The organism is Sediminibacillus sp. JSM 1682029, from assembly GCF_041366435.1.
GTDB classification, from domain to species: Bacteria; Bacillota; Bacilli; order Bacillales; family Amphibacillaceae; genus Sediminibacillus; species Sediminibacillus terrae.
Map to the genome: position 1 here is coordinate 56,384 of NZ_JBEWYY010000006.1, position 26,085 is coordinate 82,468.

Genomic DNA, 26,085 nt, shown 5'->3' on the forward strand with positions numbered 1-26,085 from the left:
ACAATCGAAAATTGCCGGCATTTGACAAAAATCATTTCAAACTTGTCTCCATCTTGTCCAAAATGCTGATCAATTGATCGATGTCTTCGATAGACGTTTCTTCCGGATCCATGTTTTCCAATCGAGTCATAAAGCCTGCTAAATGAACCTTCAGCTGTTCGATTTTGTCCTGATTTGCCATCTAAGCTGTTCCTCCTTTTATGCGAAGCACCCTGTCTTTTTTACATATTATCTTTAAAAAGCCCTTCCTATCCTAACGGAAAAAGGCCGGCATGTCCACTTCTCCACCGGATAAGCCTGCTGGACTTAAACTCCCTTAAGGAACATGCTATAATACCCATTAAGCAAATCGTGGAGGTAGAAGCTATGTCGTTTCAAGAGATGTGGGGGTACATAGAGGGATTCTGGGATAGCCGTTTCACCCAAATTGTCATCGGTGCCCTCCTTACGTTCCTATTAGTCGTCATTTTACGGAGGATTATTCATTCCTTTTTCAAAAGAACCAGTTTCATTGAAGAAAAAAAAGAAAAAACCATCGAGTCGATGTTGAATTCGTTGATCAAGTATATTGCAACCTTCGGCTTTATCGTATATGTCCTGGGGCAATTCGGCATCAATGCCGGCAATATCCTGGCAGGGGCAGGTGTGATCGGGATAATCGTCGGCTTCGGTGCCCAAAGCCTTGTCAAAGATCTGCTCGCCGGGATGTTCCTTCTTTATGAAAGACAGCTTGAAAAAGGGGACTGGGTCAAGGTCAATAATGCCTACGAAGGATTGGTCGAAGAAATCGGGCTGCGTTTTTTAAAGGTGCGCCAGTGGTCCGGAAAACTGACAACCATCGGCAATGGTCAAATCCATACGATTGAAAATTACAATATGGAAGAAATGCGGGTAATCGAAAATGTCAGCGTCAGTTTTTATGAAGACCCGAAGAAGATGTTTGCACTCTTGGAGGAAACGGTCGGGCGGCTTAATTCCGAGCTCGGGGATTATTTAAAAAAAGACCTGACAGGAAATCCGATCGAACCTTTTCAGCTGTATGGCATGTCGTCGCTGAATGATCAATTCCATGGTTACCAATACACAGTTACCGGATTGTGCAACGACCTGCTGTATTTCACCGCCGCCAAAGAAACGCGACGCATCCTCGCAGAAACGATGTACGAGCACGGCATCATGATGGCCGAACAGCAAATCAATTACCGCAATCGCCCGGGAAATCAACCTTCCAGTTGATTTCCTTTTTTTATATGTGGACTCTTTTACGATTAATCGCTCTTCTTCCCTTCCATCACAAGTTGATCCTCTTTTTCGGGAAGTCGGTTTTCTTTCGGTCACGGGATTTTCTTTTTCCGAAAGTCGCTGCTTTCAGCAAAGTCGTCCCTTACAAGAACAAAAGCGCAAGACCCTGTTTCGGAATACAGGCTAAAGCCGCAACGTCCCTGTGGCAACGCCTGCATGCCACACCGTTTGGGCCTCCGGCAAGCTCAAGAACAGCCTCGGCGTGGCTGTTTCAGCCAATCATTATCACAGACAGTCAAATCCTATAAAACGAAAAAAGCATTCGATTCCGAATCGAATGCTTTCGCTGTTTAATTCAGTTGGAAGGAAAAAGAGACATGATCCTGCACCGGTATCCAGGCTCCGATGCCTTGCTTGGTGACATTTTTCACGACGATACGTTTTTTGGATCCCTTCAGTTCCAAATACACTTCCCCGAAGGTTACCTGTCCTTTTTCGTTTACAGCTGGCGCATATGCCGTCAGAAGGCCGATTTTTTCCTTCGGTACGGCATATGAATTGCTTGTTTTCGTCCCTCTTCCCAGTACAGTATGAAACGACAGCGGCAAGTCGGTGTTCGTCTTGGCATCGAGCAGCATCATCCGTTTCACCTGGTCGGCGTTGGTGATTTTTGCCGTCAATGCCCCTTTTATATGTTTTTCCTCTTCCTGGTTGTAGCTCATTGTCTTCTGATTATCGCCGCCGATATTGTTCAATTGATTGGTATTGATTTTCTGATACTCCCAATTCGGCGTCGTTTCAGCCGACTTATAATTCAGCGGCCAATGCCCCATATACACCATTCCACGGTATCCGATCGCCAATGGAGAGGGCTTCAACGAGGTTTCATTCAACAATTTGATCAATTCCGGATTTTCTATTTTCACATCGGAAGCTTCTATGAGCTCCTTCACCAGTTTGCTCGGTTCTAAAACCGCTTCATCTTTCGCAGAGTTTGGATAGGTATTTTCCTTGGAAACATTCAACACATGGCTGGGAACCTCATTCTTTTTCGATTCGTCCTCCCGCTTCTTTTCTTCTGCCTGAAGAAAGGAAGGAAAAGCGATCATGAGACATAAGGCAATCGCCAATATCCATTTTAGCTTATTCATGTGCCCAATCCTTTCGGTTTTTTCCCTAGTATTTCACCCGCAGGACTTGTTATGCACCCGGACCCAGCTAAAAAAACCGGCAAGACCGTTTTACCGTTATAGCCCCCCGGTTTCTCCCTTATTTTATCATTGGTGCTGTGTCAGCGCTGTAAGCAGCCTCTTTGCCTGCGGTTCAAAAAATTGTATCGCGGGGCCGATCAGCAACAGAATCACGATGGTGCCGATACCGACTGGTCCGCCGATAAGCAAAGCGGCAACGAGCGCCAATCCTTCCGTAATGGTTTTGGCCGCCAAAAGCGGGAGTTTCCAACGTTTTTGGATGGCAACCATTAACCCATCGACCGGATTCAAGGACAATTGGGGCTGCAAATACAAAGAAACCCCGAAAGCAAGCACCAAAATACCGACGACAAGCATCCCGGACTGGATGGCCAATCCGGTTAGATTCCAGGCTTCCATGACGACCAGCAGCCAAAAATCGATCATCATTCCAATCACCAGGATGGTAACGATTGCAAAATAGTCCGGCCTTTCCTGCGCAAGCCAGGCATTCACCCCTATCAAAACAATTCCGATAATCATCACCCAGTTCCCGACAGTCAAATCGGTCACATCGGATAATCCGACATTGACCGCATCCCATGCACCTACCCCCAAATCGGCAGTAATGGTCAAACTGATGCCAAATGACAATACAATCAAGCCTGCAATGAAAAACATCCACCGTACGACTAACTGTTTCCCCATGTTCAGAACTCCTTCTGCCCGCTTCTTTGTCCATAGCAGCTTTCAACGCGCGAGCCTCTGTCTTTTTCGAATTGAAAAAAGGTCTTATAAAAGATAAGACCTTTTCAGTTTATACAGACAGCTCGATGTATTCAAGACTTTCTTCAATTGTAATACTGTCTTCGACAGAGCGGATCATTGAACAATTTTTCCTGGCCGTCTGCAGACTCTTTTTCAGTTTCTCCTCACTCAACCCTTTCCCTTTTACAATATAATGGAGTTGAATCCGTTCGATTCGATTTGCCTCTTCAGGATTTCGTTCCACATCAGCGGTAATTTTCCAATCCTCCAACTCCATTCGCTGCTTCTCGACTATTTTTCTGAATACAGAAGCACTGCACCCCGCAATGGAGGAGACCATCAGTTGATACGGACGGAAACCGTAATCTTCATTGCCTGATATATTCAGTTGACCAAAATCGAACGATGTCCGTACCCCTTGCTCCTTCATATAAAAGTCCATATCACCACTCCCTTATAACCTTTTAGTATGGATGTTCCCGGAACGCCGCATTTTTAATACAAAATAACCAAGATAAAAGTGTTGACCTTTTCTATGGGACATATTAGATTGGAAAGGATTGCTATTCTCTATATCAAAGAGCCTGATGGATAGTCTGGAACCTTCAGGCATGGTTCATAAGTTCAAAACAGATGGGAGGAATGAGCGATGGTTTCCGATCGGACACGATTTAAACTGTTGATCGGTCTTGTAACGATTTCCGGGTTTTCACAAGGGATGCTGCTCCCGCTCCTCGCCCTCCTTTTGGAACAGGATGGAGTGCCTTCTTCGGTAAACGGACTCCATGCGACAGGATTATACATAGGAGTACTGTTAGCTTCCCCATTCATGGAGAAACCGATGCAAAAATTGGGATTCAAACCGATGATATTGATCGGCGGACTGCTCGTCTTTATTTCCTTGGCATTTTTCCCGGTGTGGCATGCGTTATGGTTTTGGTTCATTCTGCGGGTTACTGTCGGGATTGGTGACCATATGCTCAATTTCGGAACGCAAACATGGATCACCTATACATCAGCACCAGAAAAAAGGGGAAGAAATATCGCCTATTACGGACTGTTTTTCAGTCTCGGGTTTTCCATCGGGCCGACGATGACACGTTTGTTGTCCGTCAACGAAAACCTGCCGTTCATCATTTCTGCAGTGTTGTGTTTTTTGGTTTGGACCTCGCTGTTTTTCATTCGAAACGAATGGCCGCAGCAAGAGGGAGAGGACCGCATTCATGCTGCGCCTCGTTCTTCCCTTGGAAGGTTCATCAAAACCTGGAAGCTTGCCTGGGTGGCGTTGCTTCCGCCATTCGGCTACGGATTCCTTGAAGCTACACTGAACGGGATTTTCCCCGTCTACGGTTTGCGGATCGGCCACGATGTCGATGTACTGTCGCTGATTATTCCCTGTTTTGCAGCCAGTAGCTTGATCACGCAAATCCCGCTCGGAATACTAAGCGACAAAATCGGCCGTAAAAAACTGTTGAGTCTCGTCCTCTGCTTCGGAAGTGCTTCTTTTTTGCTGGCCGCTTTTTTTGAAGGTTCTGCAGCCTGGCTGTTCATCACCTTCGCCTTGGCGGGCATGTTCCTGGGTTCGATCTTTTCATTAGGTGTTTCCTACATGACCGATATTTTGCCGAAATCCCTGCTTCCTGCCGGCAATATCATGTGCGGAATCGCCTTCAGCATCGGCAGCATTTCCGGCCCTTATCTTGGCGGAGTGTTTATCGACTTGTTTCCTGCCGTTTCGTTTTTCTACGTCATTGTTGCCATGCTGGTCGTCATTCTTGGGGCATTGCTCCTGCAACAGTCAAAGCAGCCTATTCGGGCAACCGAGTAAAAAAGGATTTATAAGCAGCAAAAACCGAACGATGATTCGAATAGAAGCATTCGAACTCGTTCGGTTTTTACATTTTCATTCGATCGTTTTTCGTATCAGGTTATATTTTTCCTCACGACCCTCACTCAGCCCCACCATTCCAAGACGTCTTGAAACGATGGCATGCCTGCCTGGGCTCCGAATTTCGCAACCGACAAAGAAGCTGCCGCCACCGCGAAAGAGATAGAGCAGGAAAGCTCCCAGCCTTCTGCTATTCCATAAGCAAGTGCTCCGTTGAAACAGTCTCCTGCTCCCGTTGTATCACGGATATGATCAATTTGTGGTGCCGGGATGACCTTTAAATTCCCTTTTTCCATGTAAGCCGCACCCCTGTTACCCAGGGTGACGATCAAGCGTCCGCCGAAATCTGCTTCCCACTTTTGAATCATCGTTTCCAGTTCTTCATCCGTGGTAATTCGCCTGCCTGTCAGTGTTTCCAACTCCGTCTGATTAGGAGTGATAAAATCCGCCAATCGCAGCATTTCCACTGGTAGCTGTTTGGCCGGGGCAGGATTCAAAATCGTCTGTACCCCTTGTTGTTTTGCCAGCTTCAAGGCTTGGTGGACAGCTGCGACCGGAATCTCCAGCTGCATCATCAATACATCTGCCGTACCGATGGCCTCCGAAAGTCCGGCTATGTTCTCTGGATCCCAATTCTGATTGGCTCCCGGTATCACTACAATGCTGTTATCGTCAGGTAAAAGTGTGATATTGGCGATACCAGTCGCTGTTTCCATCGGGAAAATGGTTTCCGTAGGCAACCCTTGCTGCGAGAGACTTTCGCATATCTCGTCTCCGAATGGGTCTTTCCCGATTTTTCCGAACAGCTGGACGTCTCCTCCCAATCTTCGGACAGCCACTGCCTGGTTGGCACCTTTTCCGCCTGGCAAGTATTGCACCTTATTACCGTGGATTGTTTCTCCTTTTTGCGGCATCCGGTCGACAGAAACGATAATGTCCATATTGAGACTGCCAATCACCGTGATTTTTCCCATACGAATTTGTCTCCCTTCTCTGCTTATCTATTTATTTTACAAAACGGCTGTACCGTTTTTCCAATTTTTCCTGCAGAAAAGAGATGATAGAACATAACGGCCAGTAAATGAGTGCAGCCAGCACATACATGGTCATCGTGTCGAAGGTCCTGCCGCCCGCGATCTGCGCTTTCTGAAACAATTCCGGCACCGTGATGACCGCGGCGAGCGAGGTTGCTTTGACAAGATCCAGAAAAATATTTGTCAGTGGCGGGATCGCTATCCGGAATGCCTGCGGAAGAATGATCCGCCGGAGCGTCTGCCAGTAGCTGAATCCCAATGCATGGGCAGACTCCCATTGCCCCCTGGGTACACTATTCAATGCAGAGCGGTTCACTTCCGCAATATAGGCGGCGCTATTCAATCCAAATCCAAGAACAGCAGCGGCGTAGGCGGTGAGTTCAACCCCCGCTACCGGTAAACCAAAATATAAAATAAATAAAAACACTAAAATCGGCGTCCCTCTCATAAACGAGAGATACACCCTCGCCGGCCAGCGCAACAGCTTTTTTTCAGAACTACGGGCCAGGGCAAGCAACAAACCCAGCACAAGACCGAAAGCCATTCCGGCAAACGACACCGCTATAGTCATCGGTACGCCGCCCAAAACGAAAGGCAGATTCTCTAACGCTAATTCCACATCAAACAAGCCGCCAAAAGAAAATCCATTCAAATCAACCATGATTGGTTACAGGTCCAGTCCTTCGAGTTCCTGAATTTCACCCTCCGGTTTTTGTGAAGCATCTTCTTTATAAAATTTTTCCGCCAGCTCGGTCAATGTACCATCTTCCCGCATTTCAGCAAGTGCTTCATTGATTTTCCCGGTCAGTACATCCGCATTCTTCGGCATCACCACCGCCTGTTCAGTCGGATGGAACTTCAGTTCTGGATGCAGGTGGATGTCAAACTCCGGAAAAGCGGCGACTCCGAATTTGGATAGAAAGTAGTCATTGACGATCACATCGGTACGCCCATTGTCCACATCCCGTAAATAGGCTTCATTGGGAGCATTTCCATAGGTGACCACTTCTGCACCGTAATGTTCGGCGATTTGACTGTAGATGGTCGTAGCACCTCCGCCAGCTTTCTTGCCTTCCAGATCCTCCAGCGACTCGATCCCCGAATTGTCCTCTTTTCTTACGACCATTGTTGAATAGGAATACTTATAGGGTTCGCTGAAATTGAATTTCTCCTTGCGGTTATCTGTCGCTTCGATATCGTTGACAGCTACATCTATACGGCCGCTGTTCACTGCCGGCAGCATGCTGTCGATACCCATGATTTCAAAAGACACATCAAGACCAAGCCGGTCGGCAACCTCCCGCATCACTTCCACGTCATAGCCAGTAAGCTGGTCGGCATTTTCTTCCTCGCCTTCGTAATAAGAAGCAGCAACAAGGGTGCCGGAAGTGCCTGCGACAATCTCCCCTGCTTCCTGGATTTCCTTCCATTTGCTCGATCCTGATTCTTCAGCTGCATCTTGCGAGTTCTCTGCTTCCTCCCCGCAGGCTGCCAATAAAACCGTAAGGGTGACAACGGCAAACCATACTAATAACTTTTTCATTTCATCCCGCCTTTTTTTGTTATATATATCTATATACAAAAAGATAACAGTATAATCCTGTTAAATCAATATTTTTATAGACTGTATTCATTTAAAATTATCACTGTTATATTTTAACTGTTTGAAATTTCCCGTGCCGGGGGGGAACGATTATCATTTTTCTAACCATAAAAACCGGGCGAATTCAGTTAACATTTAGAATTCGCCCGGTTTTCGCTTGTTGGACATGTTTTTATCCCGGCCACCATCGTTCTCGTATTAAGGACGTTTTTCCGACCGGAATTTTTCATATAATGCATTTATTTCTCCACCTGCAATGATGATCATACCGGAAAGATAAAACCAAATCATCATCACGATGACCGTTCCCAGACTTCCATAGACAGCGGAATAACTGCCCATGTTGTCTACGTAATAAGAAAAGGCAAGGGAAACCAACTGCCAGCCCAGAGTCGCAAATGCCGCTCCCACTGCTGCATCCTTGAAAAACACTTTCCGATTCGGCGCCATCTTGTATAAGGCGAGCAGCACAATGAAAAACACAACAAAGGAAATCACCCAGCGCAATGCATTCCACAGCTGCAAAAAATCAGCTGACAGGCCGAAGAAAGAAAACAAATACACACCGATCGCTTTCCCGAAAATCGGGAGCAGAAACGCCACCGCAATCACCGATACCATCGCCACTGTCAGCACTACTGCAATCAACCGGGAAACGATAAACGAACGATTTTCTTCCACATTATAAGCAGCGTTCAAAGAACGGATGATAGCGTTGATACCATTGGATGCCGTCCACAATGTGGCCAGAATCGTAATCGATAGCAAACGGCCATTTCGACTTTCCGCGATGCCGCTAAGGTTTTCGTTTATCAGGTTGAACGTTTCTTCCGGTGCATACAGCGAAACAAAACGCATGATATCAAGCTGCGTCAGTGGGAGGTAGCCAATCAACGTAATCAAAAACAGCAAAAACGGAAACAAGGACAATAGAAAAAAGAAGGCAAGCTGTGCTGCCATGCCCGCTACATCGTCGTCCAATATCCGTTTGATAAGCTGAATGACAAACTGAATCAACTCACGCACTGCCTTTTCTCCTTTTTTCTAAGCCGGTTATTTGTACTGATTGTCATCATCAAGCTGGCTGACATTTTCCAAAGTGCTTTGCACCTGGTTCATTATCTCCAGCGCACTTTCCGCCCCGCTTGAAAGTGTACCAGTTACATTCTCATAACATTCACGGACATTGTGAACAGCGACAGACGGGTTCCGCAAATAATAACTTGCACTACTGCCGGTTTTTTTCAAGTTTCCGACAAATTGCGTTCTCGTCGAACGGTCACACAAAGAAATCAACCCTCCGACAGCTGCACCGATAATCATCCCTTTTACTAGCTTTGAATCACTCATCCAATCCACTCCTTGTCTTTAAATGATGGTCCAGTTTGATTTGATCCAAGAGCTTGTTACAGCCCTGGTAAATCAATTCATACACATAATCGAAATTCCCCGTGAAATACGGATCCGGTATATTGACTTCTTCGGCATCCTCGACGTAATCCATCAGTCTGGCTACCTTGGTTCCTTCTGTTTTCTCTCTGATAAAGCCAAGGTCGTTCATGTTGTTTTCATCCATCGCCACAATATACTGATAGTCGTCCCAATCTGCGGGCCTTACCTGCCTGGCAGTGATGCCCTGATAAGAAATGGCACGTTCGTCCAGAATCGCCCTGGTTCCTTCGTGTGGAGGTTTGCCGGTGTGCCAGTCGCCTATTCCAGCAGAATCTGCGGCAATTTCTTTTTCCAGTCCTTCTTTCCGGACCAAGTCACGAAAAATCGCCTCGGCCATAGGCGATCGGCATATATTGCCCAGGCATACAAACAAAACGTTGATCACTTGTTGTCCTCACCCGCTTTCAAAAAATCTGGTTGTCCTATTATAAATGTAACGTTTCTTATTCCGTTTTTCACGGAAAACACTCTAAACACAGTCCGTTTTCACTTCTGACGGAAGAGCTTTTGTTATTTCTTCTACTTATCCGATTAGTTTTCCTTCTCTTGGAAGATTTATTATGACTGCGCGCCCATCCAGCAAGCTGGTAATTTTTGTCCTTGACATTTTACCTAAATTTTCGGAAAATTTTAATAGTACGTACTACAAAGGGGGAAAAATATGGGGGAAGAAAGTAAGTTATTGGACATGATCAAAACGATCAGCGGTTACGTCTGGGGACCGCCACTTTTGATTTTACTGGTCGGAACAGGAATTTACTTAACGCTCCGGCTTGGCTTTTTGCAAATACGTTCTTTGCCGTATGCCTTGAAATTGGCGTTCAGCCCGGCTAAGCAGGACAAAAAGTCAAAAGGGGACATCAGCCATTATCAGGCACTGACGACTGCTATGGCAGCCACCATCGGAACAGGTAACATAGCCGGTGTGGCGACTGCCGTGGTGATGGGCGGTCCGGGAGCCGTGTTCTGGATGTGGATTACAGCGGTATTCGGTATGGCCACGAAGTATGCAGAAGCAATCCTGGCTGTGAAGTACCGCGTCACCGACAGTAATGGTCAAATGTCCGGCGGTCCTATGTACTATTTAGAAAAAGGATTGAAAGCAAAGTGGCTCGGTGTCTTATTCGCGCTTTTCGGAGCGATTGCAGCTTTCGGAATCGGCAACATGGTCCAGGCAAACTCGGTAGCTGACGTTCTGGAAACCTCGTTCAGCGTTCCGACCTGGATTACCGGCGTGATTTTGACTGTACTCGTCTTCCTCGTAATCATCGGCGGAATTAAAAGTATCGGAAAAGTCACCTCTTTCTTTGTCCCGATCATGGCCGCTTTTTATGTCCTTGGTGGATTGATCATCATCATCTTGAACATCGACCTCGTTCCTTCTGCTTTAGGCACCATTTTTTCAGATGCCTTTACAGGAAGTGCCTTGGGCGGCGGTATTCTTGGAACCGTCATCCGCTACGGGGTGGCACGCGGTGTGTTTTCCAATGAAGCAGGCCTGGGTTCGGCTCCGATAGCTGCTGCCGCAGCGCGGACAGACTATCCCGGCAGACAGGCCCTCGTTTCCATGACCCAAGTATTCATCGACACCATCCTCGTCTGTTCCATCACCGGATTGACGATTGTCATGGCCGGACAGTACACAGGCGGATTGGACGGAGCCGATTTAACCTCTGAATCATTTGGCGTCTTTCTCGGAAATACTGGTACTTATATTGTGGCAATCGGTATTATCTTTTTTGCGTTTTCAACGCTTGTCGGCTGGTCTTACTATGGGGAAAAGTGTATTGGCTACTTGATCAACGACAAAGCGATCCCTGTTTACAGGATGATATTTGTTCTCGCTGTATTCGTCGGCTCTATCGCCGCTCTCGATGTGGTATGGGGAATTGCCGACATCATGAACGGGCTTATGGCATTCCCGAACCTGATAGGACTGCTCGGTCTTTCCGGAGTGGTAGCAGCCGAAACCAAGCGTTTTCTCAAGGTCGCCAGGGAAGAAAAAAATCAGCAGGATCAGCAAAATACGTATGGAGCATAAGAAAATCCCGCCTTTTTGGCGGGATTTTTAATATGGATAAAGAGGACAATCCAAGCTTATTCTGTGACCAGCATGCTTTCAAATTCCTCAGCCGGAACCGGCCTGCTAAAGTAATAGCCCTGATAATAATCACATTTCTGGTGTTTCAGGAATTCGAGGGCTGCACGTTCCTCCACTCCTTCAGCGACAACTTTGACTCCGAAGGTATGGGCAAGCTGGATCATCGCTTTGACGATCTCCGCGTTGCTCGGTTCATGGAAAGCATCACGGATAAACGATTGATCGATTTTCAAATGATTGATCGGGAATTTCCGCAAATAACCAAAGGATGAATAGCCGGTGCCGAAATCATCGATTGATAGTGTAATTCCCATTTCACGCAATTCATTCATGGTTTCTATACATTCTTCGGTATTTTGCATGACACTGTTTTCGGTTATTTCCAGTTCAAGACACTGTGGCGGCACGCCGGTTTCCTCGAGAATATTACGGACTTTCGCCGTGAAATCTTTGCGCTGGATTTCGAGCGCAGACACATTTATTGCCACCCGCTGCATCTTAAAGCCTGCTTCCTTCCATTGCTTTTGTTGACGACAGGCTTCTTTGATGACCCATTCTCCCAACTGGATGATCAAACCTGTTTCTTCCGCGAGGGCGATGAAGTGCTGCGGCGATATAAAACCGCGTTCCGGATGGAACCATCTTGTCAACGCCTCCATACCGATGATTTCACCGCTTTTGACGTCGATTTTCGGTTGATAATACAGCGTCAGTTCTTCTTTGGTAAGCGCACGACGCAATTCCCCTTCCAGCAGAATAAGATCATTGTATGTTTGATTCATTTCTTTGGAATAGACCAATTTTCCATTGCGGCCATTCACCTTGCAGTAATGCATGGCTATACCTGCATGATTGATCAGCTGTTCAGAAGTTTTTCCATGGGTGCCGAACCTGCTGATGCCGATGGAACACGTAATGAAAAATTCTTTGCCTGCTATGATCAGCGGTTTGTTAATCTGTTTAAGGATGACATTGCCGATCTGTTCCATTGCTTCATCGGTGCAGTCCTCCTGCAGAACAAAAATAAACTCATCGCCTCCATAGCGATACAGGTTGCCCTGTCCCCAGGTCACATCCTCGATCCTTTTGGCAATCGTGGAAATCACCTGATCTCCGGCAAACTGTCCCATCGCATCGTTTATGTATTTGAGCCTGTCCAAATCACAGTAAAAAACAACAAATGGTCCATTGTCCTGGGCAATCCACGCATCTAGATCCTCTGCCAATTTACTGCGGTTCGGCAGACCAGTCAGCTGGTCGTGATAGGCTAAATGGCGTACTTGCTGCTCTGCTTCTTCCAGGGAAGTAATGTCGACAGCAGAACCTACCACTTCGACTACCTGTCCGTTTTCCCGAATGGGTGCCAGTGTGAAGTACAAATACAATTCGTTGAATTCCATTTTAAAATTTATTTCTTCGCCAAGAAAGGCGGCTTGGTATTTTTCTTTGAATCGTTCAGCCTGCTCAATCTGGAGAAAATCCTCCAGAAATATGCCTTCTCCCAGTTCAGTCGGTAAACCAAGCGTTTTGGCAAGTCTGCCCTTGATCATGGTATGAAAGAACCTGCCGTCTTCCTCCCGCCTCTGTACCTTATAAATCATATTGATCAATGCGTCGAATGTTCGTTCAAACTCATCCTCCATCGTTTTGATCAACCGATGCTCCATCTCTTTTTCTCTTGATATGTCTTTACGGAAAGTGATGAATGAACCTGGGCTTCCCTCGCGATTCAACAAGGGGATGATGGTTGTCTGCATCCAAATAATACCGCCGTTTTTGTGACGGTTTTTCACCTCGCCACGCCATACTTTTCCTTCCAGGATTGTCAGCCATAGCTCGCGGAAAAAAGAATCAGGGTGGTACCCGGAATTAATGACCCGGTGCGTTTTGCCGAGAACCTCTTCGGCAGCAAATCCGGTCATCTTGCGAAAGTTGTCATCGACATAAGTGATTTCACCCAGGTTATTCGTGATGGTAACCGTAGTATCCGACTGCTCCATCGCATGTTTAAATTGATGAAGCTGCTCGAAATGGCCCCGGGCAAAGTTTTTCAATTCGACCATCAACCGCATGGATTCTTCGCGGTCTTCCGCAGCATCCAACCTATTGAATAAATCCTCGAGTTTGCGCTGATTAAAGCTGGGATCTAATTTTAGTAGTGTCATTTTAGTCACCTTTAGATTTAATGTCGATGTATGGCATATTACCCCTTAAGTATAAAGGAAAAGAAAGCGATTGTATATCACGAAAAAAGAGAAAACACGAACAAACCCGAAATCAATAGAAACCCGTCGAAAACCAGCTGCAGCATGATCAGCAGCACGCTTGCGGACGGAGGCGGGACTGCTGCGGGAACGACGACCGGCGACGACGGACGGGGACGACGGACGGCCGGGGACTGACCCCCAACAAAGTAATGCGGTAGCGAAGTAAAGAGAGAGGGAGCGGATGGGCTTTGAACGCCCCGTTTGTTGAGCAGAACCTGATAGACTCTCCCTTTTTCATGATGAAAGCCATCAGCCTTCAGGCCAATGGCTTAATGCAAGTTTCACCTTCATTTTTGGGCGAGTTCACGAATGTACTGACGTCATATGCCTGCAATGGCTCTGACGGCAGTTCCTCAATGAAACTGGTCACCTCTTCAGGATTACGCTTTACCGGAGCTATCCAGTCTTTTTCCGCTTCTTTAGGGAGGATGACCGGCATTCGATCATGGATGTCTTCCATAAAACTGTCTGCTTTTCTTGTCAAAATGGTACACGTGAATAACGGTTCTCCGCCTTCTCGCTCCCATTTGTCCCACAGACCGGCGAAGGCAAACAAAGGACGCTTCGAGGATGAAATACGTTTCGGCTGCTTTTGACCGTCGGCATGTTTCCATTCATAAAAGCTGTCTGCAACGATTAAACACCGCTTGCGTGCCAATAAATTTTTAAAACTCGGTTTCTCATGTGCAGATTCGCTCCGTGCGTTGATCATTTTATAACCGATTTTCGGGTCTCTGGCCCATGAGGGGACCAACCCCCAACGCAAAAAACCTGCACTGCGGTTTTCCCCATTATGGATGATGGCCAAAACCCCTTGGCCGGGTGCAATGTTAAAGCGATTTTGATGACCTTCCAGCGGCTGATCCAAATCATATTCCTTTAAAATTTCCACTTCGCTGGCCTGCAATGTAAAACGACCACACATCCCGATTCTCCTTTCTGTTTAAAGACAGTTTCCACTTAGGGACAGTCCCCAAACCGCCAATATCCCACTCTTCAGCCAACGGCGGGGACTGTCCCCAAAATACTGCGAAGAAAGACTCCTTTTCGGTGTTAAATCCTGGTATGACAGTGTTTTATCGGCTGTTCGTCACCCCGGGGGACTAACCCCTTCCTTCTTGAAATACCCGGCAAAACCCGGCCAGAGCGTTTTTGGGGACTGACCCCGTTTGTTGCCCCCGCTTGTTGTCCCCGCTTGTTATATTCCGAAGCGTTTGTTGATTTTTCCGGAGTATTTTCTGAATCCGCTGTTTTTGTTCATGTTTTTCTTTTCCATCAGCATGCGAAGCTGTATTTCTTTTTCGGAAAGCTGTTTGCGATAGCCTTCTTTTTGCTCTGGATCCTTGGCCAGATCCAACATTTCCTGCAGCGATACCAATTCTTTCTGCAGGCGGACTTCATCAGGAAGGTAACCGGAATTTTTCATCATAAGGTAGCTCGTGCGCATATCTTCCGGGATTGCCGACAAATCTTCCAATTCTTGCTTTTTGCCCTTCCCGGGAAGGGCATCCAATTCTCCATCACGGATTGCTTGTTTGATTTTTTCCTCCGCCATACGACTCGCAAAATCCATTGCCATCCCTCCTCCTTTTTTGACGTTCCACTATATACCAATTATAACAGTGGCACTGCCTGAAGGCATGTAGCAAAATTTACAAGTAACAAACACGTTCTTTATTTTATATAATAGCACCTAGTTGAACATTAATTTAACCTTTTTACTTTTTCGTTGTTTTTTTAGATGTTACAATGTCCCGTGAAAAAATTAAGCTGGTGCTCACACAGCTTATAGGAAGCGTCAAAAACAATGGTTGCAGACGTTTCACGCTTAGAAAAAACGGGAAAGGATGATAGGGATGCACGTAGGAAGCAAAGGTTGGTACGTAAAAGAATTGAAGAACTTGGGTGTCCGCCGCTTGGAAGGACGCAAACTCGAGCGATATAAAAAGCCAGTACTTGCAAACCTATTAGAAGAAAAGCAACAGTAGGCTTTTTGAAAATGCGCAAAAGGCGGGAATTCAACTTCCTGCCTTTTTTTATAAAATGCCCGCTTTGCTAAAAAGCATCCTTTATGACCTGTCATTTTAGACAACCCTCAAAAACCAACGAAGCAGAATGATAATCGACTGAGAAGAAATTATGAGAAACCAATAAATCCCATGACTTTTCACCCCCATAAACAAATCGGCCGGGGAGAAAAGCTATAATTGAAAATTGTCATCAATGGAGGAAATTATATATGTTTTCTAATGCTGAGATCGGAATTGATTTAGGAACTGCAAATATATTAGTGTACACGAAATCTAAAGGAATTGTTTTAAACGAGCCCTCTGTGGTCGCTATTGATATGGACTCAAAAAATGTAGTAGCCGTAGGCAGCGAGGCTAAAGAAATGGTCGGAAAAACACCGCAAAACATTGTACCGATCCGCCCGTTGAAAGACGGCGTTATCGCCGACTATGACGTCACAGCCCAGATGCTGAAGGAAATCCTGAAAAAAGTCAGCAAAGTCGCCGGGCTGTCGATGCGCAAGCCGACAGTGGTCGTTTGTACACCGTCTGGAAGTACTTCTGTAGAAAGAAGGGCGATTCACAATGCGGTAAAAAGCTATGGCGCCAAGGAAGTGCATCTTATCGAGGAACCGGTGGCGGCTGCCATAGGCTCTGACCTTCCTGTGGACGAGCCTGTCGCCAATGTCATCGTCGATATCGGCGGAGGTACTAGTGAAGTCGGCATCATCTCGTTCGGAGGTGTCGTGTCATGCCGTTCTGTACGCACCGGCGGAGACAAAATGGACGATGAAATCATCCAGTATATCCGCAAGCATTACAACATCTTGATTGGAGAAAGAACAGCCGAAAACGTCAAAATGGAAATCGGTTTTGCCTTGATCGATCATGACGAATTATCCATGGATATCCGCGGCCGTGACATGGTTACCGGTCTGCCGCGTACCATTACCATCACTTCTACGGAAGTGCAAGACGCCATCAGGGAATCCTTGGAGGCAATTCTGGAAACCATCCGGACAACGTTGGAAAACTGCCCTCCTGAGTTGAGCGGGGACATCGTCGACCATGGTGTCACGCTGACAGGCGGCGGTGCACTGCTGAAAGGCATGCAAAAATGGCTGGCTAATGAAATCTCGGTACCTGTCCATATTGCTCCGAACCCGCTTGAATCAGTGGCGATCGGCACTGGCCGAGCACTGAAAATGATCAATAAATTACAAAAGGCAGCAAAATGACGCTGCCTTCACACCCACTTTGAGTGACACTCAATCTGCTCTTTTTCACACTTGATATCACCCATTCATATAGTGAAGGAAAAGGAGTGGATTGCTTTGTTCACTGTTGTCTCTTTTTACCGTGTAAAGAAGCATCGTACAAACCAATTTATTGCCCTTAATAAGCAGGTTGGAATGATAAATATGTCCCACGGCGCTATAGAACATGAAATATATATCCCTGCAAGCACCGATGCGGCAGCAGGCTTATCCACCTACTTACAAGTTGGAGAAGATGAAGACCTTTTGTTCGGACAAATCGTTTTTCGCAATCAGTCTCACTATGAAGAGGTTTCCTGTAAACTAAAGGAAGACGGACAAATCCATTCGCTCACCCGTGAATTAGCCGAGCTGATCGATATGTCGCAAATCGTGACAGCTTCCTTTTCATCTGACTAATAAAGCCGTCGCCTTCCGATAATCATAAGATTAACCGCCTGTAATCGTGGGTATAGGTGTACTATTGGAGAGAGCCTCCTGACAACCGTCCGGTTAAACAACTACATACGTTGGACAAGCCAGAACAGACACTTTGGATTGAGAGGTTGCGATATGAAAACAGCAGAACTACTTTCATCACTTAAAATCAAACAAATATACGGAACACTGCCCGCAGAAGTGACTGCTATCCATAACGATTCCAGGCGTGCAGAACTGGACAGCATATTCATCTGCACACGAGGTTTCACCGTCGACAGTCATGATTTTTTCCAGCAAGCAATCGATAACGGGGCTTCGGTCATCATTGCCGAAAAAAAACTGGATGTCGACTTGGACAAGGCTGCGCTTGTCGTTGTCAATGACACTTATAAAGCTACTGCTATTCTTGCCAATCATTTTTACGATTTTCCTTCTACAAAAATGAAGCTATTCGGCGTGACTGGAACAAATGGTAAAACGACGGTAACGAACTTGATCCATTCCCTATTGCAAAAAAACGGGAAAAAATCGGCTGTTTCCGGAACAATCGGCGTGGAATTGTCCGACGAGAAAATCACAAGTGCCAACACGACCTGCGATGCGCTGACCAATCAAAAAATCATTCAGCATGCGCTGGACCAGGGTATCGACCATATGGCCATGGAAGTCTCGTCTCATGGTTTAAGCCAGGGCAGACTTTGGGGTGTCGATTTCGACATTGTCGTATTCACCAATTTAACCCACGATCATTTGGATTATCATGACACGATGGAACAGTATGGCTATGCCAAGGGACTTTTATTTTCCCAATTGGGGCAAGACATGACCAAAACCAAATATGCGGTGCTTAATCGAGATGATGCATGGTTCGATACGTACAGGGCAGCCACTGCCGCAGAAATCATTTCCTACAGCCTGCGATCACCCGCAGATTTTCAGGCAGAGAATATCCGGTATTATCCGGATAAAACGGTCTTCACCTTGCAATCCCCTGAAGGTTCTTTTACAGTTTCGATGAATCTGCTCGGTGAGTTCAATGTCTACAATGTTCTCGCTGCAACGGCCTCTTTGTATGCACATGGTGTATCGGTGGAACATCTTGTCCAATTTATCGAGGAACTGCCGCCGGTTGACGGGCGGATGGATAAGGTTGATATCGATGCTCCCATATCCATGTATATCGACTATGCCCATACACCAGATGCAATTGATAAGGCAATTGACTCAGTGGAACCTTTTAAAAAGAATCGACTGATTTTCATGGTCGGCACGGGCGGTGACCGGGATGAATATAAACGGCCCGCCATGGCTGAAAAAGCCTCCCGTGCGGATTATGTCATTTTGACGATTAATGACCCGCGCTTCGAAGAGGAAGATACGATTTTGCGGGACATGGAAAAAGGAATGAAACATGCTAATTACGCGTTGATCGCCGATCGCAAGGAAGCGATCAGCCATGCAATCGAAAAAAGCGAACCAGGAGACATCCTTATTTTTGCCGGGAAGGGGCAAGAAGATTACCAAATCATCGAGGACACCAAGCATCCGCACAGCGACCGGGAAATCGTAGAGGAACAATCCCTGCTTAAATATGGCAGCCTGGAATAGCGCGTATTAATAGCTTTCATTCACTTATCATGTATAAAAGGACAGCCTTCTGATCAGGTGATTTAATCAGAGGCTGTCCTTTAACTGTTTTAAGCGATCGATATCTTGATAAGCTTTTGTTTCCAAGCGACGTGCATATAAAATCGCTGCCGGATGGTAAATGGGAAAAACACGATAGGTTTCTTTAGTCAGCCGGTAATTTGTTTGATCGAGGCCCGCCAGCTGCATAATCGGGATTTCAAACAAACGACCGGTAACTTCCTGCATGCTTACATCCCGGCCGGTCAACCTCCATACAGCAGTCTTACCCATCGGTATCAATAGTTTTGGGTTCACCTGCCGGATTTCTTCATCGAGGATCGGCGCATGAGCGAGTATTTCTTTTTTGTTCGGGGTGCGGTTGTAATTTTTGGTGACAGGCTTTCCTTTCACTATTTTTTCAACACTTTTGTAGGGTCTGCTTCGTACAGCGCTCGTAATGAACACTTCTTCTCTGGTGACTCCCAGCCTTTCCAAATAACCGGAAAAAATCTTCCCTGCCTGTCCGGTGAACGGCCTGCCGATTTCCAGTTCTGTTTTTCCCGGCGCTTCCCCGACAAACATCAAATCGGCCTCTACTGGCCCGCGCCCCCGCACAAAGCCTTCACAAGCAAATGGACGCATCCGTTCCTTCGCCAACTCAATCAATTCCTCCGAAAGCATCCAGTTCCCTCCTAACTGCGGGGTCAGTCCCCCACTCTATTAGCATTGCGTCTTGGTAAGTGGCGGGGGACTGACCCCGCGATTTTTAATCGAGGTTTTCGAGTACCTTTTTCAGGTTTTCTGCTTCTTCTTTGGTCAAGGTGATACCTTTCCCCATTTTTTCATGATCCGGAGCCCAGTCGCGTATGTCATATTTCGGCTCCCTGCCATTCCAACTGACCAGGTTCAATTCCTTTTTCCATCCTTTCGGTGATTCGGATATGACTCCGATTGTTTCGATAATTTCATAGTCCAATGCTGCCATTATGGACGCCTCCTTTTCTTCTATCTTCCATGCAGCGACTCTGCTATACTCGAACTAACTACTATAATATCATTCCCTGGAGGGTTTCTTGATGAACCAAAGCTTTGAACTCACACCTCAACAGAAAGAGGATATGACTGCTGCCATTAAAACCTACTTTTCCAAAGAAAGAAACGAGGATTTAGGGGATCTTGCAGCATCGCTCATCCTGGATTTTTTTATGGAAGAACTTGCGCCGAAGTTTTATAATATCGGAGTGGAAGATTCCCATGCCTTCCTGTCTGCTAAGCTGGAGGATATCTTCGAAATACAAAAATAATCGGCCACTGTTACATCCATCAACGATTCTCCACACAGTAAATCGCAATGGTCTTATTCCATTTGGTGATATTTTTTATGTATTCCATGCCGATTCTCCTGGCAACCTTGATTGATGGATGGTTGTCAGGATCAATCAAAGATATCAATTTCTCACATTTCAAATGATCGAACCCGAATTCTTTACAAGCCATGGCAGCTTCCGTCGCATAGCCCTTTCCCCAATGCTTCCTGACGAACAAATAACCGATTTCCATCTGTACTGCTCCGTCGACCTTTTGCGGAACCAATCCGCACATCCCTAAAAATTCTTTAGTAGCCAAGTCCTCGACGACCCACAGACCGACGTCGAATTTCCGGTAATTATCAAGCGTCCAATTGATCCAAAAGTTTGCTTCTTCGTCATTCTTCATACTTGGATAATAGCGCATGGCTACGGGATCAGAAAAAATTTTCATGATGTCGGCATGATCATCCCACTTCATCAAACGCAATCGCAAACGCCCGGTTTCCATTACTACAGCCATTCGGTCTCCCCCTATTCTTCCATCGTTGTCCCACTTTCATCCTTTCCCTCCAGCATACACAATAGCAACCGAACATGCACCCAAACAAAAAGCACCCCTCTTTCAACGCGCAAAAAGAAGTGCTTGCATATCTACTATTCAGTGAACCCCGGATTGCTTGTTATCTGTTCCATCTAAGTAAAAGTCGATATCCTCCACTTGAAAAAGATCAGCCTCATCCGCTACCAAGTCTGTCTCGTCCTCCAGACCCGCTTCCTTTGCCTCACCACTTGTCAAAATACCTTTATCCTGCAACAGGGAAAGCAGCTTTTCATTTGCTCGCTTCAGCTTGATGACTGTATCGGCCAAATCCTCTTTTTCCTGCTTTCCATAAAACTTCTTCAGCTCTTTGGTTTTGTCTTTTTCAACCAAAGTGGCTCTCCATTTAACAAAGTCGCCGTGATCGGAGTAAATGATTTTCCCAAAACGCATCGGTCTCACATAATCGGCAATCATTACATGGAAACCTTCTCCGTTCTTAGCCGAACATTCTCTTATTTTATCGAGTTTCCGGTATTCTTTCCTGGTCAATTTAACATTTATCGTTAACATATACTGATCCGACTGCTCTTCTTCCCATTTATATGCCTGTAAGGGAATCCCATTGATTAACAGATGCAACGACATCCTCAGCGCTCCTTTCACTGTTCATCCAACTATATACAACAAGTATAATACATTTGTCGCTGTTTGTCGGTATGAGCAGTCTATTCCTCAGGATAAATCGCTAAACATAAACAGAAAAAGCTGGTGGGTGATCTGGCTGTTGTTTATAACGTACTCTCAGCTTATCTGTCTGATAATCATTCCGCGGCATATCCCTCGGATCATTCGGATCGCGTGCCTTCAATTGGGTCAGATCCTGGTTGCACACCGGGCAAATCCAGCCGCCGATTTTGGTACTGCTGTATGAAGGCTGAGAGCAACGATTACATGTTTTTCGATACATGAAAAGAACCTCCTTCTGTGTCTATGAATATGCCATCAGGTAAGCTGCCATAACCAGAAACCATGCATCAGGCAGATAACCGAGTACATCACTGCCGCCGTACAGCCCAGCAGTCTTGCAGTAAGGGACTGCGGAAGTTTTTCGATTACACAAAAGCCGATAAGCATGGCGGACAGCAGCATTTTCACTAGCAAGAAAAAAAGCGGACCACTCTGGTAAAGTTCGTTCATCAACGGATTTGCTTCCGATATATAACCATGCTTGATTCCCAGGAAGGTGATCACGCCATCCAATACATTAAGCAATGACAAGTAAAGGAAACACGCTTTCATTCCATCCCCCGTTTCTCCCTTGAAAAGCTCATCGCCCGGACCTTGGACAGCCCCACAACAGAGCCTTATGTTCCTCTCTTTAAAAAAGGACGTTCTTTATGAAGAACGTCCCTTGTATAGAAAAAGGTCCTGATTATTGGGGGTAATGCAAGACCTTTTTCAACTAACTTATCTTTATGCCTTTCCTGCTGCGTCTGCTGTACAGATAAATAGCTGCCCCGATAAGAACCAACGCTGTACCAGCAAGCAATAGATTGAACATATGTGTGGCGGTATCCGGCAGATTATGTCCTTCACCAACTCCATCACTGTCCGTTTCACTTGAACCTGCTCCGGTATCTGGTGATTCACCTGCTGACGGATTTCCTTCCGCACTAACAAGGATGGAAAAATCACTGATCAGTCCCTGAAATTCATTGCCTAGCTCTTTTGGAAAATCCACGGTGAATGTCAATTCTTCTTCATCATTCACAGACAGCGGTCTTTTTTCTAAATCGGTAAACCCGGCAAGGCTTCCGCTGTATAAAGACTCTTCTCCATCTTTAACTTCGAGCATCAAAACTTTGTACAGTTTTTCCGATCCCGATTCGAACTGGGCTGAAAGGTAGTAGTCCATATCCCGGGATCCCATGTTTTGGATGGTGTAGGTCCTCGTTGCCCAGTCACCTGGTTTCATGTCGTCCACATCGAACAAGATGTCTTTTGGCAACGTTTCAATATCGATTTCATTACTACTTGCGAATGATTTGTGATATCCGACTGTGGAAAAAATCATGATGAAAACCACTAGACCGCAAGCAGTCGTAAAAAGAAGCCGGGCTTTGTTTTTCATCCATCTCACCCTCTATCTTCATCAATTATGATTCGGTAGTCTCTTCCTGTTTTGCAACAGCTGCTTTTTTGCTTTTGGCATCAAGCTGGGAAATGGTCTGCCAAATAGTGAATCCGGCATAGCCGAGCAGGAGAATTCCCGGCAATATCAGAAGCAATGCACTTCCCTCTTTAGACTGGGCAAAGCTTATAAAATAGCCGACATAAGGAACCGTGAATCCGCTGTATTCTCCGACTACATTTTGCGACAAAACCGGTTCTCTATCTGCAGCGTCGTTGTTATCCCCTTTTGTTTCATAAAGAACATTGTCGCCACTGGTCGTTACGTCGACGATTCTATGAGTGATCAGCAGCTCTTCCTCTGTCTGAAATGTAATGACATCACCTTTTTCAAAACGTGTCATATCGCCGCCCGGTTTTACCGCAATGACTGATCCCGTCTTGATGCCTGGCTCCATCGATCCTGAAAGTACCGTTTTCAACTGATAGCCCATTACTTGCGGTTCACCGCCAGACGCTTTCGAGGAAATCACGACAAATACCATAAACAAGAGTGTCGCAAATAATGTGAACGTTACGAGACGGCTCAGCCACCTCATGATCAGCTTCATACTTTTCTTCATTCCTTGTCACCCTCGCTCTTTTCTTTGGTTTGCGATGCTTCCTTTTCTTTCCCTTTTTCCTGTTGATTTTCCGATGTTTCTGTTTGGGTGTCGGCAGCATTCACCTGTTTTTCCTCCGACTGTTCTTCTTGTTTTTGTTCCGATTCTACCTGTTTCTCTTCGGCCGCTTTGTCAGATTCCTGCTTTTTATCCGCTGCTTCTTCTTCCTCTTTTTCGGTTTCCTGGTCACTGTCTTTTTCTTCCGTTGCCTTATCTTCTGATCCAACTTTTTCTTCTGCCGGCTGTTCCTCTACCTCTTCTTCCTTGTCGGCTTCTGCCTTTTTCGCTTTCTTGCATTCTATCGTGATCGTTTCGCTCCAAAGTTCCCCTTTGCCTGGATGTCCTTCGACCTGATAAGCTTTGAATTTATAGTTTCCTGGTTCTTCAGCTAAAAATGTCAGTTCGACCTTTTCACCATTTTTCAATTTCTTTACCGTGCCTTCATCTGATGCCAGTTCCAGTTTTTCTCCTTTTTTCGGATTGCCCTTGGCTGCATAATACACTTCATAAGTAGAGGTGACCTTCATATCTTCTCCGCCGTTTTTCAGTTTGACTTTGATTTTTTCCGGACCACACGCTTTCACTTTTTGATCTTTTTCGCCAAGGAAAGCCAGTGAACTCTTATCCCACTCATCCGTCTCCCACTCGCCAATCGGGATAGTCGTCATCGCTTCGGCGGTGTCGTGAAAGTACGCTCCGGTCGGAGAAGTGAGCAGCGCAGCACTGTACACGGCGGCATACCATATGGCCAGGATTTGCAGGGCTATCACAGCTTTTTTGTATTTTCTTTTATATTTTGCTAAACGCGTGCTTCGCATGGGGAACCTCCCTGATTTTTATTCTTTCTTATCAATATACAAAGTTGATTGCCTATTCATGAGAAAGAATAAGGATGGAAAGGTGAGGGCTGCTCACCTTTCCTGTAAACCGACTTATCTTCTTTCGCCAGCTTCTTGATGGGCTTCGAACGTCCATTCAAGCTCTAGAGAGTCTCCTTGGAACTCGTTTTGATCTTCGCCGTTATCCACAAACTCAAATTGCACGTAAAGTGTATCGGAGTCGCCAGCCTGCAATCCATCATTTTCTTCCAACCATGGAATGAAGATATGATTTTCCACGGCATCTGGAGACATCGATTTCAATTCGCTCAATGTAGTTTCATAGATAATATCATCGGAAATTAAATCGTTTGGCGGAATAGTAGCCTTGTCGTCGTTCCATAGGAAGTTAACTCTGATATGTTCGCCGAAGTCTTCGGTGTTGTTACCTTCTGCATCACCTACAGAATAGTCAGTACTTAACAGAACTTCCGCAATATCCAAAGATCCTGTGTTTTGCAGCTCAAAGGATCTAGTCATCCAGTCACCTGGTTTCAAGTTATCGACATCGATGATAGTAGTCGGCTCTGCATTCAAATCCAATGTACCGGCAGCAAAGGTGCTGTTTGTTTCGGCAGTATCACTGAAATATGCATATGTACCTCCCCCGATCAAAGATAATCCAAGCGCGGCCGACATAACTCCCATACCCAATTTCTTTTTAACGCTCATTCTTTCTCCTCCTCTTTCTTTCCTTTTTTTATATTTTTGAACTCCTACCTACTGGAGGAGTTACAAACAAGGAACGCCGTCGTTCGTTATTCGTTCTATATCGTTCTTTTTAAAGAACTAACAATTGGAGTATATGCCATTATTGCTCGATTGAAAAACCGCAAATTCGTCCGTTTTTCTTGATTAAGAACGAATATCGTTCGTTTTTACGAAATTACGCTTATTTTCTTATTATTTTGTATTTTTTATAGAACGTATTGTTTTATATAATGAACAAGACAGCACTGTATGCATTTGCTCTGTTCTTTATTACAACCAAAGATGGGAAGAAAGCCATGATTGGTAACCGGGTTAGAAACCAAAGAAGGAAAAAAGGGTACTCGATTACAGAGCTTGCCAGGGCGGCGTGTGTATCAAAGTCTTACTTAAGCTACATAGAGCGTGACATACAACAGAATCCGTCACTGCAAATACTATCCAAGATTGCTTCAGCGCTTGATACGAGTATTGATTACCTGCTGGACCAGCAGCCAGAGGATAACAAGAAGAATGAAACACCCAAACTGGATAAAGAATGGGAGGGGCTTTTTCAAAAAGCGATCGATGAAGGCATGAGTAAAGATGACTTTCGGGATCTTCTGGAATACGTGAAATTCAAGAACTGGCTGGATGGAAAAGAAAATGTCCATAATGGAGGAAAACAATGAGAAAAACGAATGAGCAAGATTTTCTGGACCAGGAATGGATGCAACTGATCATCAGCGCCAAAGGACTTGGAATGACACCGGAGGAAGTGCGCAGCTTTCTCCATACCAACGGCAGGATCGAAGAGAGAACAACAAAATAATGAAAAGAGCCTGAATCACGCAAAGGATTCAGGCTCTTTTCATTATAAATGGCTTTTTGATGATTTTTTTTGGAACTAGCACTGATTCCACCCAGGTTATGATACATTTAAAGGGAAACCGACATATTCTAAACAAAGACAACCAACCGAATGGAGGTGAGGTGA

The 26,085-nt window shown here is 45.7% G+C and carries 34 protein-coding genes; 11 read left to right on the plus strand and 23 right to left on the minus strand.

Annotation, left to right across the window (positions count from 1 at the left end):
• Positions 1–31: 31 nt before the first annotated feature.
• The gene (locus tag ABVF09_RS11440; protein WP_162832878.1) at positions 32–181 is read right to left on the minus strand and encodes an SE1561 family protein; all 150 of its coding nucleotides are present in this window, start codon (positions 179–181) and stop codon (positions 32–34) included.
• A gap of 185 nt (positions 182–366) precedes the next feature.
• Here ABVF09_RS11440 and ABVF09_RS11445 point away from each other — a divergent pair, with 185 nt between their 5' ends.
• Positions 367–1,236 (plus strand): mechanosensitive ion channel family protein, encoded by an 870-nt coding sequence (locus ABVF09_RS11445; protein ID WP_081718055.1) that lies wholly within the window; start codon positions 367–369, stop codon positions 1,234–1,236.
• A 356-nt stretch (positions 1,237–1,592) separates the two neighbouring features.
• Here the strand turns inward: ABVF09_RS11445 and ABVF09_RS11450 are convergent, their stop codons facing one another.
• The 3 genes from ABVF09_RS11450 to ABVF09_RS11460 all read right to left on the minus strand — a co-directional run bounded on the left by ABVF09_RS11450 (position 1,593) and on the right by ABVF09_RS11460 (position 3,642).
• Positions 1,593–2,393 carry a YfkD famly protein gene (locus tag ABVF09_RS11450; protein WP_371069232.1) on the minus strand — a complete coding sequence of 267 codons (801 nt, stop codon included), beginning with the start codon at positions 2,391–2,393 and terminating at the stop codon, positions 1,593–1,595.
• Positions 2,394–2,519: 126 nt separating this feature from the next.
• Complete coding sequence (locus ABVF09_RS11455) at positions 2,520–3,140, minus strand: YczE/YyaS/YitT family protein (protein ID WP_153464501.1); 621 nt, start codon at positions 3,138–3,140, stop codon at positions 2,520–2,522.
• 109 nt (positions 3,141–3,249) lie between these two features.
• Entirely contained in the window at positions 3,250–3,642 is a 393-nt protein-coding gene (locus ABVF09_RS11460) for an OsmC family protein (RefSeq protein WP_026770759.1), read from the minus strand.
• A 207-nt stretch (positions 3,643–3,849) separates the two neighbouring features.
• On the opposite strand from ABVF09_RS11460, the gene ABVF09_RS11465 reads away from it, so the two are divergent.
• Positions 3,850–5,028, plus strand: coding sequence for an MFS transporter (locus ABVF09_RS11465; RefSeq protein ID WP_371069233.1), 1,179 nt, complete (start codon positions 3,850–3,852; stop codon positions 5,026–5,028).
• A 125-nt stretch (positions 5,029–5,153) separates the two neighbouring features.
• On the opposite strand, the gene rbsK is transcribed toward ABVF09_RS11465, so the two are convergent.
• The 6 genes from rbsK to ABVF09_RS11495 all read right to left on the minus strand — a co-directional run bounded on the left by rbsK (position 5,154) and on the right by ABVF09_RS11495 (position 9,562).
• On the minus strand, positions 5,154–6,062 hold the full coding sequence (rbsK, locus tag ABVF09_RS11470) for a ribokinase (protein WP_153464498.1): 909 nt from the start codon (positions 6,060–6,062) through the stop codon (positions 5,154–5,156).
• Positions 6,063–6,093: 31 nt separating this feature from the next.
• Positions 6,094–6,783, minus strand: a complete 690-nt coding sequence (locus ABVF09_RS11475; protein ID WP_371069234.1) for an amino acid ABC transporter permease — start codon at positions 6,781–6,783, stop codon at positions 6,094–6,096.
• Between the two features lie 6 nt (positions 6,784–6,789).
• Entirely contained in the window at positions 6,790–7,665 is an 876-nt protein-coding gene (locus ABVF09_RS11480) for a transporter substrate-binding domain-containing protein (RefSeq protein WP_026569328.1), read from the minus strand.
• A 258-nt stretch (positions 7,666–7,923) separates the two neighbouring features.
• Positions 7,924–8,751, minus strand: coding sequence for a YihY/virulence factor BrkB family protein (locus ABVF09_RS11485; protein WP_026569327.1), 828 nt, complete (start codon positions 8,749–8,751; stop codon positions 7,924–7,926).
• A gap of 27 nt (positions 8,752–8,778) precedes the next feature.
• Positions 8,779–9,075, minus strand: a complete 297-nt coding sequence (locus tag ABVF09_RS11490; protein ID WP_026569326.1) for a hypothetical protein — start codon at positions 9,073–9,075, stop codon at positions 8,779–8,781.
• Entirely contained in the window at positions 9,068–9,562 is a 495-nt protein-coding gene (locus ABVF09_RS11495) for a low molecular weight protein-tyrosine-phosphatase (protein WP_026770760.1), read from the minus strand. The genes ABVF09_RS11490 and ABVF09_RS11495 overlap by 8 nt, the downstream gene beginning before the upstream one ends.
• A gap of 276 nt (positions 9,563–9,838) precedes the next feature.
• On the opposite strand from ABVF09_RS11495, the gene ABVF09_RS11500 reads away from it, so the two are divergent.
• The gene (locus tag ABVF09_RS11500) at positions 9,839–11,218 is read left to right on the plus strand and encodes an alanine/glycine:cation symporter family protein (RefSeq protein ID WP_371069235.1); all 1,380 of its coding nucleotides are present in this window, start codon (positions 9,839–9,841) and stop codon (positions 11,216–11,218) included.
• A gap of 56 nt (positions 11,219–11,274) precedes the next feature.
• Here ABVF09_RS11500 and ABVF09_RS11505 read toward each other — a convergent pair whose 3' ends face one another.
• Positions 11,275–13,443: a bifunctional diguanylate cyclase/phosphodiesterase gene (locus tag ABVF09_RS11505; protein ID WP_371069236.1), complete on the minus strand. Its 2,169-nt coding sequence runs from the start codon at positions 13,441–13,443 to the stop codon at positions 11,275–11,277.
• Between the two features lie 30 nt (positions 13,444–13,473).
• Between ABVF09_RS11505 and ABVF09_RS11510 the strand changes: the two genes are divergently transcribed.
• Positions 13,474–13,680 carry a hypothetical protein gene (locus tag ABVF09_RS11510; RefSeq protein ID WP_371069237.1) on the plus strand — a complete coding sequence of 69 codons (207 nt, stop codon included), beginning with the start codon at positions 13,474–13,476 and terminating at the stop codon, positions 13,678–13,680.
• 121 nt (positions 13,681–13,801) lie between these two features.
• Here ABVF09_RS11510 and ABVF09_RS11515 read toward each other — a convergent pair whose 3' ends face one another.
• Both ABVF09_RS11515 and ABVF09_RS11520 read right to left on the minus strand, forming a co-directional pair.
• On the minus strand, positions 13,802–14,470 hold the full coding sequence (locus tag ABVF09_RS11515) for an SOS response-associated peptidase (protein ID WP_371069238.1): 669 nt from the start codon (positions 14,468–14,470) through the stop codon (positions 13,802–13,804).
• A 273-nt stretch (positions 14,471–14,743) separates the two neighbouring features.
• Positions 14,744–15,118 carry a DnaJ family domain-containing protein gene (locus tag ABVF09_RS11520; protein ID WP_371069239.1) on the minus strand — a complete coding sequence of 125 codons (375 nt, stop codon included), beginning with the start codon at positions 15,116–15,118 and terminating at the stop codon, positions 14,744–14,746.
• Between the two features lie 283 nt (positions 15,119–15,401).
• Between ABVF09_RS11520 and ABVF09_RS11525 the strand changes: the two genes are divergently transcribed.
• The 4 genes from ABVF09_RS11525 (at position 15,402) to ABVF09_RS11540 (ending at position 18,859) form a co-directional block, all read left to right on the plus strand.
• A complete protein-coding gene (locus ABVF09_RS11525; RefSeq protein ID WP_081704439.1) occupies positions 15,402–15,533 on the plus strand; it encodes a YflJ family protein in 132 nt (43 codons plus the stop codon).
• A gap of 251 nt (positions 15,534–15,784) precedes the next feature.
• Positions 15,785–16,792 carry a rod-share determining protein MreBH gene (mreBH, locus tag ABVF09_RS11530; protein WP_026770762.1) on the plus strand — a complete coding sequence of 336 codons (1,008 nt, stop codon included), beginning with the start codon at positions 15,785–15,787 and terminating at the stop codon, positions 16,790–16,792.
• A gap of 96 nt (positions 16,793–16,888) precedes the next feature.
• The gene (locus tag ABVF09_RS11535; RefSeq protein ID WP_026569320.1) at positions 16,889–17,230 is read left to right on the plus strand and encodes a DUF1428 family protein; all 342 of its coding nucleotides are present in this window, start codon (positions 16,889–16,891) and stop codon (positions 17,228–17,230) included.
• A 153-nt stretch (positions 17,231–17,383) separates the two neighbouring features.
• Positions 17,384–18,859, plus strand: a complete 1,476-nt coding sequence (locus ABVF09_RS11540; protein ID WP_371069240.1) for a UDP-N-acetylmuramoyl-L-alanyl-D-glutamate--2,6-diaminopimelate ligase — start codon at positions 17,384–17,386, stop codon at positions 18,857–18,859.
• Positions 18,860–18,925: 66 nt separating this feature from the next.
• Here ABVF09_RS11540 and ABVF09_RS11545 read toward each other — a convergent pair whose 3' ends face one another.
• Both ABVF09_RS11545 and ABVF09_RS11550 read right to left on the minus strand, forming a co-directional pair.
• Positions 18,926–19,561, minus strand: a complete 636-nt coding sequence (locus tag ABVF09_RS11545; protein ID WP_371069241.1) for a uracil-DNA glycosylase — start codon at positions 19,559–19,561, stop codon at positions 18,926–18,928.
• Positions 19,562–19,646: 85 nt separating this feature from the next.
• Positions 19,647–19,865 carry a YdbC family protein gene (locus tag ABVF09_RS11550; RefSeq protein WP_026569317.1) on the minus strand — a complete coding sequence of 73 codons (219 nt, stop codon included), beginning with the start codon at positions 19,863–19,865 and terminating at the stop codon, positions 19,647–19,649.
• A gap of 91 nt (positions 19,866–19,956) precedes the next feature.
• On the opposite strand from ABVF09_RS11550, the gene ABVF09_RS11555 reads away from it, so the two are divergent.
• A complete protein-coding gene (locus ABVF09_RS11555) occupies positions 19,957–20,184 on the plus strand; it encodes a DUF2164 domain-containing protein (protein WP_026569316.1) in 228 nt (75 codons plus the stop codon).
• 19 nt (positions 20,185–20,203) lie between these two features.
• On the opposite strand, the gene ABVF09_RS11560 is transcribed toward ABVF09_RS11555, so the two are convergent.
• The 8 genes from ABVF09_RS11560 to ABVF09_RS11595 form a co-directional block, all read right to left on the minus strand.
• Complete coding sequence (locus ABVF09_RS11560; protein WP_037328905.1) at positions 20,204–20,710, minus strand: GNAT family N-acetyltransferase; 507 nt, start codon at positions 20,708–20,710, stop codon at positions 20,204–20,206.
• A 138-nt stretch (positions 20,711–20,848) separates the two neighbouring features.
• On the minus strand, positions 20,849–21,376 hold the full coding sequence (locus tag ABVF09_RS11565) for a hypothetical protein (protein ID WP_026569314.1): 528 nt from the start codon (positions 21,374–21,376) through the stop codon (positions 20,849–20,851).
• A 100-nt stretch (positions 21,377–21,476) separates the two neighbouring features.
• A complete protein-coding gene (locus ABVF09_RS11570; protein ID WP_026569313.1) occupies positions 21,477–21,698 on the minus strand; it encodes a hypothetical protein in 222 nt (73 codons plus the stop codon).
• 35 nt (positions 21,699–21,733) lie between these two features.
• A complete protein-coding gene (locus tag ABVF09_RS11575) occupies positions 21,734–22,030 on the minus strand; it encodes a DUF5658 family protein (protein WP_035426521.1) in 297 nt (98 codons plus the stop codon).
• Positions 22,031–22,193: 163 nt separating this feature from the next.
• On the minus strand, positions 22,194–22,862 hold the full coding sequence (locus ABVF09_RS11580) for a TasA family protein (protein ID WP_371069242.1): 669 nt from the start codon (positions 22,860–22,862) through the stop codon (positions 22,194–22,196).
• Positions 22,863–22,887: 25 nt separating this feature from the next.
• Complete coding sequence (gene sipW / locus ABVF09_RS11585; RefSeq protein WP_026569312.1) at positions 22,888–23,484, minus strand: signal peptidase I SipW; 597 nt, start codon at positions 23,482–23,484, stop codon at positions 22,888–22,890.
• Positions 23,481–24,341, minus strand: coding sequence for an amyloid fiber anchoring/assembly protein TapA (gene tapA, locus ABVF09_RS11590; RefSeq protein ID WP_371069243.1), 861 nt, complete (start codon positions 24,339–24,341; stop codon positions 23,481–23,483). Before tapA ends, sipW begins: the two co-directional genes overlap by 4 nt.
• 114 nt (positions 24,342–24,455) lie before the next feature.
• Entirely contained in the window at positions 24,456–25,073 is a 618-nt protein-coding gene (locus ABVF09_RS11595; protein WP_153464476.1) for a CalY family protein, read from the minus strand.
• A gap of 335 nt (positions 25,074–25,408) precedes the next feature.
• On the opposite strand from ABVF09_RS11595, the gene ABVF09_RS11600 reads away from it, so the two are divergent.
• Both ABVF09_RS11600 and ABVF09_RS11605 read left to right on the plus strand, forming a co-directional pair.
• On the plus strand, positions 25,409–25,780 hold the full coding sequence (locus ABVF09_RS11600) for a helix-turn-helix domain-containing protein (protein WP_026569310.1): 372 nt from the start codon (positions 25,409–25,411) through the stop codon (positions 25,778–25,780).
• The gene (locus tag ABVF09_RS11605) at positions 25,777–25,920 is read left to right on the plus strand and encodes an anti-repressor SinI family protein (protein WP_081704440.1); all 144 of its coding nucleotides are present in this window, start codon (positions 25,777–25,779) and stop codon (positions 25,918–25,920) included. Before ABVF09_RS11600 ends, ABVF09_RS11605 begins: the two co-directional genes overlap by 4 nt.
• The last annotated feature ends 165 nt before the right edge of the window (positions 25,921–26,085 follow it).